The sequence below is a fragment of the Komagataeibacter saccharivorans genome (genome assembly GCF_003207825.1).
Lineage (GTDB): Bacteria > Pseudomonadota > Alphaproteobacteria > Acetobacterales > Acetobacteraceae > Komagataeibacter > Komagataeibacter saccharivorans.
Genome location: NZ_NKTY01000012.1, coordinates 83,592 through 94,059 on the forward strand (window position 1 = coordinate 83,592; position 10,468 = coordinate 94,059).

Annotated in this window: 10 protein-coding genes, 1 tRNA gene and 1 pseudogene; 7 read left to right on the forward strand and 5 right to left on the reverse strand. The window is 60.3% G+C overall.

Annotated features, from left to right (window positions below; genetic code table 11):
* The first annotated feature begins 278 nt into the window (after positions 1–278).
* The 3 genes from pgm to CFR79_RS15875 all read left to right on the forward strand — a co-directional run bounded on the left by pgm (position 279) and on the right by CFR79_RS15875 (position 2,525).
* Positions 279–1,946 carry a phosphoglucomutase (alpha-D-glucose-1,6-bisphosphate-dependent) gene (gene pgm, locus CFR79_RS08885; RefSeq protein ID WP_110547651.1) on the forward strand — a complete coding sequence of 556 codons (1,668 nt, stop codon included), beginning with the start codon at positions 279–281 and terminating at the stop codon, positions 1,944–1,946.
* 265 nt (positions 1,947–2,211) lie between these two features.
* Positions 2,212–2,400: a hypothetical protein gene (locus tag CFR79_RS15660; protein WP_146008491.1), complete on the forward strand. Its 189-nt coding sequence runs from the start codon at positions 2,212–2,214 to the stop codon at positions 2,398–2,400.
* Complete coding sequence (locus CFR79_RS15875; RefSeq protein ID WP_162900467.1) at positions 2,379–2,525, forward strand: hypothetical protein; 147 nt, start codon at positions 2,379–2,381, stop codon at positions 2,523–2,525. Before CFR79_RS15660 ends, CFR79_RS15875 begins: the two co-directional genes overlap by 22 nt.
* Before the next feature lie 48 nt (positions 2,526–2,573).
* Here CFR79_RS15875 and CFR79_RS08890 read toward each other — a convergent pair whose 3' ends face one another.
* From CFR79_RS08890 to ruvX, 3 genes are all read right to left on the reverse strand, one after another.
* Positions 2,574–4,208, reverse strand: a complete 1,635-nt coding sequence (locus CFR79_RS08890; protein ID WP_110547652.1) for a dihydroxyacetone kinase subunit DhaK — start codon at positions 4,206–4,208, stop codon at positions 2,574–2,576.
* Between the two features lie 90 nt (positions 4,209–4,298).
* Positions 4,299–5,261 carry an MIP/aquaporin family protein gene (locus tag CFR79_RS08895; RefSeq protein ID WP_110547653.1) on the reverse strand — a complete coding sequence of 321 codons (963 nt, stop codon included), beginning with the start codon at positions 5,259–5,261 and terminating at the stop codon, positions 4,299–4,301.
* Positions 5,262–5,420: 159 nt separating this feature from the next.
* On the reverse strand, positions 5,421–5,900 hold the full coding sequence (gene ruvX, locus CFR79_RS08900) for a Holliday junction resolvase RuvX (RefSeq protein WP_102323621.1): 480 nt from the start codon (positions 5,898–5,900) through the stop codon (positions 5,421–5,423).
* Between the two features lie 76 nt (positions 5,901–5,976).
* Here ruvX and gatC point away from each other — a divergent pair, with 76 nt between their 5' ends.
* From gatC to CFR79_RS08920, 4 genes are all read left to right on the forward strand, one after another.
* Positions 5,977–6,264, forward strand: coding sequence for an Asp-tRNA(Asn)/Glu-tRNA(Gln) amidotransferase subunit GatC (gene gatC, locus CFR79_RS08905; RefSeq protein WP_110547661.1), 288 nt, complete (start codon positions 5,977–5,979; stop codon positions 6,262–6,264).
* A 1-nt stretch (position 6,265) separates the two neighbouring features.
* Positions 6,266–7,753, forward strand: coding sequence for an Asp-tRNA(Asn)/Glu-tRNA(Gln) amidotransferase subunit GatA (gene gatA, locus CFR79_RS08910; protein WP_110547654.1), 1,488 nt, complete (start codon positions 6,266–6,268; stop codon positions 7,751–7,753).
* A complete protein-coding gene (gene gatB / locus CFR79_RS08915; RefSeq protein ID WP_102323623.1) occupies positions 7,750–9,198 on the forward strand; it encodes an Asp-tRNA(Asn)/Glu-tRNA(Gln) amidotransferase subunit GatB in 1,449 nt (482 codons plus the stop codon). Before gatA ends, gatB begins: the two co-directional genes overlap by 4 nt.
* A 100-nt stretch (positions 9,199–9,298) precedes the next feature.
* Positions 9,299–9,391, forward strand: a tRNA-Ser gene (locus tag CFR79_RS08920).
* Positions 9,392–9,632: 241 nt separating this feature from the next.
* Here CFR79_RS08920 and CFR79_RS16170 read toward each other — a convergent pair.
* Positions 9,633–10,340 carry a tyrosine-type recombinase/integrase gene (locus tag CFR79_RS16170; protein WP_258373488.1) on the reverse strand — a complete coding sequence of 236 codons (708 nt, stop codon included), beginning with the start codon at positions 10,338–10,340 and terminating at the stop codon, positions 9,633–9,635.
* 42 nt (positions 10,341–10,382) lie between these two features.
* Positions 10,383–10,468 (reverse strand): annotated as a pseudogene (locus CFR79_RS08930) (IS5/IS1182 family transposase); the annotation flags it as partial.

Sequence of the window (10,468 nt, forward strand, 5' to 3'; positions counted from 1 at the left end):
AGCGGTCTGGATAAGCATATAGTCCTGTGCGTCCGGGATGCAGGCAGATGGTCACGTCCATGGTTTGGGGTGGACGCCCGTCAGACCTGCCTGTAAGGAAATTTATATGTGTTTTTTGGTAGCGTGGTTCTCGTCAGGGCCATGCCTGAAGCAGGCGGGAGGGGATGCGCTGCCGGTTGTCGTATCTGTCCATACGGTAGGCCCGATCAACGCAGGCCATTGAAAAGTCACATTTAACCCTACAGAGTGTTTGCATTACCATATTTTGGGAGCAGTCAATGTCCAGCATCAGTCATTTTGCCGGCAAGCCGGTCGATCCGGACCGTCTTGTCAATATCGATGCCCTGCTGGATGCCTATTATACCCGTAAACCCGATCCGGCCATTGCGGCGCAGCGGGTAGCGTTCGGAACATCGGGACACCGGGGTTCATCGCTGACCACCAGTTTTAATGAAAATCATATCCTGTCGATCAGTCAGGCCATCTGCGATTATCGGAAGGGTGCGGGCATTGATGGTCCCCTTTTCATCGGGATCGACACGCATGCGCTGTCCCGGCCTGCGCTGAAATCGGCACTTGAGGTATTTGCCGCAAATGGTGTGGAAACCCGTATTGACGCAAAGGACGGCTACACCCCTACCCCCGTCATTTCGCATGCCATCCTGACCTATAACCGCGACCGCAGCAGCGCGCTGGCCGATGGCGTTGTCATCACCCCGTCTCACAACCCGCCGGAAGATGGTGGTTTCAAATACAATCCCCCCCATGGTGGCCCTGCCGATACCGATATTACCAAGGTGGTGGAAACCGCAGCCAACGATTACATCGGCAAAAATATGGAAGGGGTGAAACGCATTGACTATGAAGCGGCATTGCAGTCCCCAACCGTGCAGCGTCACGATTACATCACGCCTTATGTGAACGATCTGGCAGCGGTCGTGGATATGGATATTATCCGTGACAGCGGCATTTCCATCGGTATCGACCCTCTGGGCGGGGCTGCGGTGGATTACTGGCAACCCATCATTGACCGCTATGGCATCAATGCGACCGTTGTCAGCACGGAGGTCGATCCCACCTTCCGGTTCATGACGGCGGACTGGGACGGACAGATCCGCATGGACTGTTCCTCCCCCTACGCCATGGAACGCCTTGTGGGTATGCGCGGGCGTTTTGATATCGCTTTCGCCAACGATACCGATGCTGACCGGCATGGCATCGTGTCGGGTCAGTATGGATTGATGAACCCGAACCATTATCTGGCCACCGCCATCGAATACCTGTTCAACAACCGCGGCAGTTGGGGCGCGAATGCCGCTGTGGGCAAGACGGTTGTCAGCAGCAGCATGATCGACCGGGTGGCGAAGGAACTGGGCCGCAGGCTGGTTGAGGTGCCTGTGGGGTTCAAATGGTTCGTTGACGGGTTGTATAATGGCTCCCTCGGGTTCGGGGGGGAGGAAAGTGCCGGTGCGTCCTTCCTGCGTCGTGACGGCACGGTATGGACGACGGATAAGGACGGCATCATCATGGGCCTTCTTGCCGCCGAGATCACGGCCCGTACCGGTCGTTCCCCCGGTGCCGCGTATGAAGACATGACGGGCCGCCTTGGCACGCCGTACTACGCCCGTATCGACGCCCCGGCCAACCCGGAGGAAAAGGCACTCCTGAAAAACCTTACCCCCGAGCAGATCGGTATGGATGAACTGGCCGGTGAGCCGATCGAAAGCACCCAGACCCGTGCGCCGGGCAACGACGCGGCAATCGGGGGGCTGAAGGTAAAAGCCAGGGACGGCTGGTTTGCAGCGCGTCCATCCGGCACGGAAAATGTTTACAAGATCTACGCTGAAAGCTTCAAAAGCGAAGAGCATCTCAAGCGCATCCAGACCGAGGCACAGGCAGCCATTTCCGCACTGTTTGCCAGGGCGGCGGAAAAACAGCAGAGCTGATTTTTCGGGGTTTCCTGCGCGACCTTTTCCGTGCAGCGACAGAACAGCAATCGTGAACACCGGACGGAACGTTTTTTCTTCCGTCTGGTGTGACGATGCGACACAATGTAATCCGATAGTCTAAAGAGGAGGCCGTTATGCGTTACCTCATCGATCAGACACGCGAGGGATTCGAAGTCGCGAAACTGCTCGGCATGCTGGCTGTTGAACGTTTTTTCCGAAAACAGGCTGTCCGCTAGGGCGGACATAAACGGACATGGATCGGATGGAACATCCTTCCTTCCAGCACCGCTACCGCTGCTGCGCGCGCATGCGTGAAATGGCGTCTGTTGAACTGCTTATGCGGCGCTGCCCGGTTTTTGCACGCAACCGTGGCGCGGTCGGGCGGTTAACTCCCCTTGAAAGCCAGAATAGCTGGAGAGGAGAAAACCAGTGCGCAACCTTACGCGGATGATGTTTGCCGTGGCCATTGTTGGCTGTCTTGCCGGGTGTGACAAACCCAAGCCAGCCGGTGGCGGATCGGACGGCGGCGGTGGCCCCGGTGTCAGCACGCATGGCGGTACCGCACCGCAGCAGTAATATCATGAAATGAGGGGTTGCCTGCCTTCGGGGGCAACCCTTCTTTCATCAGCCTTCGGACAGCCCTTCCAGCAGGCGGGCTACAGCTTCCGCGCCGGGGTCGGGTACATTACGGACATGTTCACTGGGCACGTAGGCTGCACGGCCCGCACGGGCGCTGTTCATCGTAGTGGTTGAATCGGCCCCCTTGCGGGCTGCCTGGGCGGCCTGCCGCAATGTGCCGCCATCAGCCAGTGTTTCCAGCGCGGGGTAAAGCGCATCAATCATGGTGCGGTCACCCGGTCTGGCGCCCCCGCATTCCATCATATGGGCAAGTCCATCGCGCAGGGCCTGCTGCCACGGTTGCTCGCTACGTCCGGCGGCCGAGAACATGATGGCGAACAGCACGCCGCTCGAACCGCCCGCATGCTGGGTCAGGATATTGCCGATTGTAGTCATGAGCTGGTGCGGGTCATCCATGGGCAGTCGGTCGATGGCGGCAATGATGTCACGGGCCGCACCGGCAAAGGTGGAACCCGCATCGCCATCCCCGATCTTGCCATCCAGTTCATTAAGTGGCGCTTCGTTGGCCACCAGAACGTCCGCACCGCGTTCCAGCAGACCTGCCATCGTGGCATTGCGGGTTGGCTTGTAAGGGAACGGATCGGGCATTTCGGGCATGGGCACGATTGCAGGCGCGTCCAGCGGCGCGATACCGGGCCACGCATGTGGCTGGACAGGTGCCTCAAGGGCCTGCCGGATGGTATCGTCCAGTTCAATCAGGGTGAGCGAGAACCCGTTCATGTCCAGTGCGGTCATCAGGGATGCCGGACCGATGATGTGCGAGACGTGGCGCGCCAGCGGTACATGGCTGAAGGATTCCAGCAGCAGCGTCATCTCCACCTCCGGCACGCAGCCGAGGTTGTTGAGCAGCAGGGCGTGACGGCTGTCGCCTGCATTAGCGGGCAGACTGGCTTCCAGCGTGGCGGCGGCCCTGTGCATGAGATCATTGGCGCTGGCCAGTGCGATACGTTGCGCGCCCGGCTCACCATGGATGCCAAGGCCCAGTTCGGCCTGATCGGCTGTAAGGCGGCTGCCGCGCCCCGGCTCATACGGATTGCAGTCCTCAAGCGCCAGGCCGATGGTGCGCATACGCTTTGCGGCCATGCGTAAGAAATCGGCAATACGCGCCAGATCCCAGCCCTGCGCGGATCCGTAACCGGCCAGCTTGTGCGCCAGCACCGTGCCCGCAACGCCGCGTGGTGTGGTGGAATCCGGCAGGGCGATGTCGTCACCAATAATCACGACTTCAACCTGTTTGCCCATCGTGCGGGCGCGTTCGGCTGCAAGGCCGAAGTTCAGCCGGTCACCGGTATAGTTCTTGACGACAAGAAGGCACCCGGCCTCCCCCGTCGTGGCAAGGATGGCCGCCACGATTGCGTCCACACATGGCGAGGCGAACAGCGCGCCGCACACGGCAGCCGTCAGCATGCCCCTGCCCACAAATCCGGCATGGGCGGGCTCATGTCCGGATCCGCCACCGGAAATGATGGAAACCTGTGTCCGGTCCGGTTCGCGCTGCATGATGACGCAGGTATCGGGGTAACCATCCAGTCGGCACAGGTGCTGTCCTGCGGCAGAGCGCAGGAAACCGTCCAGAGATTCAGTTACGATTGTGTCTCGCGTATTGAAAAAACGCTTCATTATTATGCTTTCTCCCTCGGCGGCCCATGGCTGGCGGCGCGGCTGGTGAATATGGCCGCGAATGCCCGCCTGACAAAACAACGGATTATGTCAGACGTGGGTTGCGCCGGGCGCGGTCCCCTCTCCCGCCGGTTCTGATGCCGGAGGGATGTGGAGGTGATCATCGGGGTGGTTCAGCTTGCGGTGCGGGTCATCCAGTCCCGGCACACGGCCATGATGGCCGAAATTGACCAGTCGCGCTTCAAGCAGGTGCAGTTTGCCCAGTAAATTCATACGGATGGCCATGACGGCAAGTGACGCCCCTGCAAATGGCCCGACCACATAAACCCATAATCCTGCCCATTCCCCCGCGAACAGGGCCGGGGCCAGTGTCCGGGCGAAATTGACGCTGTTGCCGGACAGCCATGCCGTAATCGGGTTCATGACAAGGAAAAACAGCCCACCGGACCACGGCGTGATGAATTTCCAGCGCGGATGGGCTGCAAGCCAGTACAGCATGGCAATCAGGGCTGCGGTAACGAACATTTCCGACCACATCGCCCACCAGATGGATATGTGCTCATACGGCACCGTCGCCCCGTAATGCACGGCCACGGCCATATTGCCCCACCATGCCACCAGCTTCCCGGCTTCATACACCATCGCCGTACCAAGGAAGGCCCCGATCACCTGCGCGATCATGTAGTTTAAGGCATCGATCCCCCCAATGCGTTTCGCCAGTGAAAACGCCAGCGTGACGGAAGGATTGATATGCGCCCCGCTGACCTTGCCAAACGGGGTCATGGCGGCCGCCGTGCCCGACAGGCCAAAACACAGTCCGCACAGCGCGGTCTGGATGTAGGGGTGGTGAAGCAGCGGGGCCGATAAGGGGCTGCCGGGTGCGGTAAGGAGGATAACCGCACTCAGGCCCAGAATCATCAGGACGGCCGTGGCCACCGCCTCGCAGAAATACAGCTTCCAGTGGAATGGATTATGGGGATGTGGATCACCCGCCAGTGGGCGGTCATGCACATGGATATGCAGGTAAGGCAGGTGCAGATGCGGCAGACGCATGGCCGGTCTCCTCGTATTTTGGCACGTAGGGTCCGGCAGTCTGGCAGACGGGAATGATGCCTTCTGATATGCGCCGGTGGTGGCAGGGACCATAGCAGCCCCTGCCACCACCGGGTCGGTGTTTAGAACAATCCAGTCATGCCATCACGAGTTCGCAATTCATTCCTCCGCAGCGGGCGTGATGGAGGCATCAAGGGCCGCCTGCAGGATATAGGCGGCGGCCATCCGGTCCACGACCTCCCCCCGGCGCTGGCGGGTCATGTCGGCTTCCCCGATCAGGAAGCGGTTCACGGCGGATGAGGACAGCCGTTCATCCCACATCGCGGCAGGCAGTCCGGTCATGTCCGACAGGTTGAGCGTCCAGTCCCGCGCCGCCTGCGCTGCGGGGCCAAAGCTGCCATCCAGCGAAAGGGGCAGGCCGACCACCAGCCCGCCGACATCCTGCGTATGGGCGATCCGGCTGATTTCGGCCGCGACGACAGACAGTTTCCCGCGCTTGAGCGCCATATGGGGCGATGCCAGCATCAGCCCCACATCCGACAGGGCGACGCCGATTGTTTTGCGTCCGGGGTCCAGCCCCAGCAGGCGCTGGCCCGTGCGCAGGCGGGAACGGAGATCGGATATGTTGAACAGGGGCATGGTCGGGGGTATGTTCCTCAGCAGGTCCTGCGCCGCAGGATATTCTTCCCCTGTTACGATGGAAAGTTATTGCTTCATGTCGCTTGATCCCGCGACCGTCCGCCGCATTGCCAGACTGGCACGGATTGGTATTGACGAGTCTGATCTTCAGTCCCTGCAAGGGGAGCTTAACGGGATCCTCGGCTGGGTCGAGCAGCTGAACGAGGTCGATGTCGAGGGGGGCTCCCCCATGGTCGGCACGGGCCACGCCGCCCTGCGCACGCGTGAGGACGTGGTGACCGACGGCAATTGCCGTGAGGCCGTCCTGTCCAACGCGCCCGATGCTGTTGGCCCCTTCTATACCGTGCCCAAGGTTGTTGAATAAAATGAGCCTGACCGAACTGACGATTGCCGATGCCGCGGCTGGCCTGCGCAAGCGCGCCTTCAGCGCCGTGGAACTGGTGCGCGCCCATACGGACGCCATTGGGGCGCTGAACCCGCGCCTTAACGCCTATATCACCCCCACATCCGACGCGGCCCTTGAAGCCGCGGCCCATGCCGATGCCGCGCTGGCGCGGGACGAGGCAAAGCCGCTGACCGGTATCCCGCTGGGTATCAAGGATCTGTTCTGCACTACGGGCGTGCGGACCACGGCGGCCAGCAATATCCTGAAAAATTTTGTTCCCCCATATGAAAGCACGGTCACGGCCAACCTGCTGCGCGATGGCGCGGTGTTTGTCGGCAAGACCAATCTTGATGAATTCGCCATGGGGTCGGCCAACATCACCTCGGCTTTCGGACCGGTCGAAAATCCGTGGAAGCGCAAGGGTGAGGCCGATACCGTTCTGGTGCCTGGCGGTTCTTCCGGTGGTTCAGCCGCTGCTGTTGCAGCCGGGCTGGCCATGGGTGCTACCGGCACCGATACCGGCGGTTCCATCCGCCAGCCCGCTGCCTATTGCGGCATTGTGGGGCTCAAGCCCACCTATGGCCGGTGCAGCCGGTTCGGCACGATTGCCTATGCCTCCTCCCTCGATCAGGCGGGCCCCATGGCGCGTAGCGTGCGTGACTGTGCCATCATGCTGCAGTCCATGGCCGGGTTCGACCCGCGTGACAGCACCAGCGTCGACAGGGACGTGCCGGATTATTCGGCAGCCATTGGCCGCAGCCTGAAGGGGCTGAAGGTTGGTATTCCGCGTGAATACCGTGCCGAGGGCCTGTCGGCAGAAATCGGTGCGGCATGGCAGCAGGGTATCGAATGGCTTCGGGCCGCAGGCTGTGAAATCGTGGATGTGTCCCTGCCCCACACGAAATATGGCCTTGCCACCTATTACATTGTGGCCCCTGCCGAGTGTTCATCCAACCTGGCCCGTTATGATGGCCTGCGTTTTGGTGAGCGTGTGGAAGGCCAGACGCTCGATGCTATGTACGAAGCAACCCGCCGTGCGGGTTTCGGACCGGAAGTGCGTCGCCGCATCATGATGGGCACCTATGTCCTGTCCGCCGGGTATTACGATGCCTACTATCTGAAGGCGCAGAAGGTCCGCACACTGATCCGCCGCGACTTTACGGAATGCTTCCAGCAGGTTGACGTATTGCTGACCCCCACCGCGCCGACACCTGCCTTTGCGCAGGGTGAGCAGAGTGATGATCCGGTCCAGATGTACCTGAACGATATCTTCACCGTTCCTGCCTCCATGGCGGGTATGCCCGCCATGTCGGTGCCGGTCGGGCTTGGGGATACGGGCCTGCCGCTTGGCCTGCAACTGATCGGTCGTCCGTTTGATGAGGAAACCCTGCTGGCCGCAGGCAGCGCGCTGGAAAGTGCAGCGGGCTTCACCCACCGGCCTGCCATCCGTGCGGAGGGCGCGAAATGAGCTACACGATCGAAGGCAAGACCGGCACATGGGAAATCGTGGTCGGGCTTGAAGTCCACGCACAGATCATAAGTCACTCGAAGCTGTTTTCCGGGGCTTCCGCTTCCTATGGTGGGGAGCCGAACACGCATGTCAGTCTGGTTGATGCCGGTTTTCCGGGCATGCTGCCCGTCCTGAACCGGGAATGCGTGGCACAGGCCGTTCGTACGGGGCTGGGGCTGCGTGCGCGCATCAATCTGGAAAGCCGGTTTGATCGCAAGAACTACTTCTATGCCGATCTGCCCACGGGTTATCAGATCAGTCAGTTCACCCACCCCATCGTGGGCGAAGGCACGGTCGAGATCGAACTGGCTGACGGTACCGTACGTCATATCGGCATTACGCGCCTGCATATCGAGCAGGATGCTGGCAAGTCCATGCACGATCAGGACCCTGCACGCTCCTTCATCGATCTGAACCGTGCCGGTGTGGCCCTTATGGAGATCGTAAGCGAGCCGGATATTCGTAATCCGGAAGAAGCTGGAGCCTATCTGCGCAAACTGCGCCAGATCCTGCGCTATCTGGGCACATGCGATGGCAATATGGAAGAAGGGTCCATGCGTGCGGACGTGAACGTATCCGTGCGCAAGGCCGGTGAGCCGTTCCGTACGCGTTGCGAGATCAAGAACGTCAATTCCATCCGCTACGTGATGCATGCCATTGAGGTCGAGGCCGCGCGTCAGGTGGAAGTATGGGAAGATGGTGGCGAGGTGGATCAGGAAACCCGCCTTTTCGATCCCGCACGCAATGAAACCCGCTCCCTGCGCAGCAAGGAAGATGCGCACGATTACCGCTACTTCCCCGATCCTGACCTGTTGCCGCTGGTGGTGGAACAGGAATGGGTGGACGAACTGGAACGTGCCCTGCCCGAACTGCCGGATGACAAGCGTGACCGTTTCATCAGGCAGTATGGTATCCCCCGCTACGACGCCAGCGTGCTCGTCGCCGAACAGGCGATCGCCGATTACTACGAGGAAGTGGCAAAGGGCCGCGACGCACGCCTTGCCGCCAACTGGGTCACGGGCGACCTGTTTGGCGCGCTGAACCGTACTGGTCGCACCATTCAGGACAGCCCCATCTCGGCACAGGCGCTGGGCGGCATGCTGGACCTGATGGCCGACAAGACGATTAACGGCAAGATCGCAAAAGAAGTGTTCGAGGACATGCTGGAGACCGGCGACAGCGCGGCCGACATCGTGGAGCGTAAGGGGCTGAAGCAGGTAACCGATACGGGTGCGATCGACGCGGCTGTGGCCGACGTGCTGGCGCGCAATGCCGACAAGGTGGAAGAATACCGTGGCGGCAAGGATCGTCTGTTCGGCTTTTTTGTCGGTCAGGTGATGAAAGCCATGGCAGGCAAGGCCAATCCGGCCATCGTGAATGAAGCCCTGAAAAAAGTTTTGTAAAAAAGGGCTTTTACGCATTTTAGGGCTTTGCAGGGGGGCAACCACAGGCTAAAAGCACCCCTGCAAACGCCGTGTTACTTGATAATGCGCGCTCTTCGGCGGAGGGGTGGCCGAGTGGCTGAAGGCGGCGGTTTGCTAAACCGTTATACGGTGTTAAGCCGTATCGAGAGTTCGAATCTCTTCCCCTCCGCCAAAACTTCTTGAAAATAAACAAGAAATTGCCAAGCGCCCCACGGGGCGCTTTGGTCGTTTCTGAACGGTTTTTCAGGCTGCTGTGGGGGAATTTGTGGGGACCCCTGCAAAAATCTGCTCCGCCTGGAACTGGACCCGCTCCTGTTCCTCGACAGTCAGGAAGCCCAGATAATTCTGTTCGGTCACCTTCACGGAACTGTGTCCAAGGTGTCGGGACAGGCGGTAGATATTCCCTCCCGCTTTCAGCCACCGCACAGTAAAGGCATGCCGCAGGTCATGCCCCCCGAAGCGCCGGAACAGCGGATTGTCACGCAGGATGCGTCGCATGATCTGGGCATGGTTGGATGAAAAATTGGCGAACGGCTTGCCAGTGGTGCCGCTGGTGTAGAGAAATCCGGATGCGGCCCCGTCTTCCAGTGCTCTGGTGGCATTTCCCCTGACGTGTGCCAGTTGATGGTGTGCGGCCTGCTGGTCTTGGTTTTGGTCAGCAGGATCTGGTGGCTTCGGCTGTCCACCTGCCATCGCTCCAGCATCACGGCTTCATTCATGCGCATGCCTGTCTCGGCCAGGATGGTCAGGATGCCTGCAATCCCCGGTGGCGCCGCGTCGATCGCGGTCTGGATTTCCTTGCGGGTGGGCGGACGCTTTGGTTCACGGCGTTCGCGAATGATCGTGCGGTCAAAGGCCTGCACCGGATTATCTGTCCGCCAGCCGATCGAACAGCAGAAACTGAGCAGTCGGGACAGGGCGGTCAGATCGCGCTGGATGGAGGCGTTGGAGATGGCTTTCCCCTTCCCTTTTCCTTGCGCTTTTATTGACCCGTTGCGTTTACGGTCGCTGATCCAGTCAGCAATATCCCGGGTGGTGATGGAAGCGACCAGCAGAGAACCGAAATGCTCGTCGAAGCGGCGGATGCTGGACAGGTAGCGCGTGCGGACTGATTCTTTCACGCCATCTAGCCCCTCGGTTGACCAGCGTACTACGGCGTGTCGTCAGTTAAGCAGGATGATGATTGAGGCGAACTGCACGGCTGCGAGGAAGGTCGATTTCAGTTTATCGTAGCGGGTTGCGATAGCGC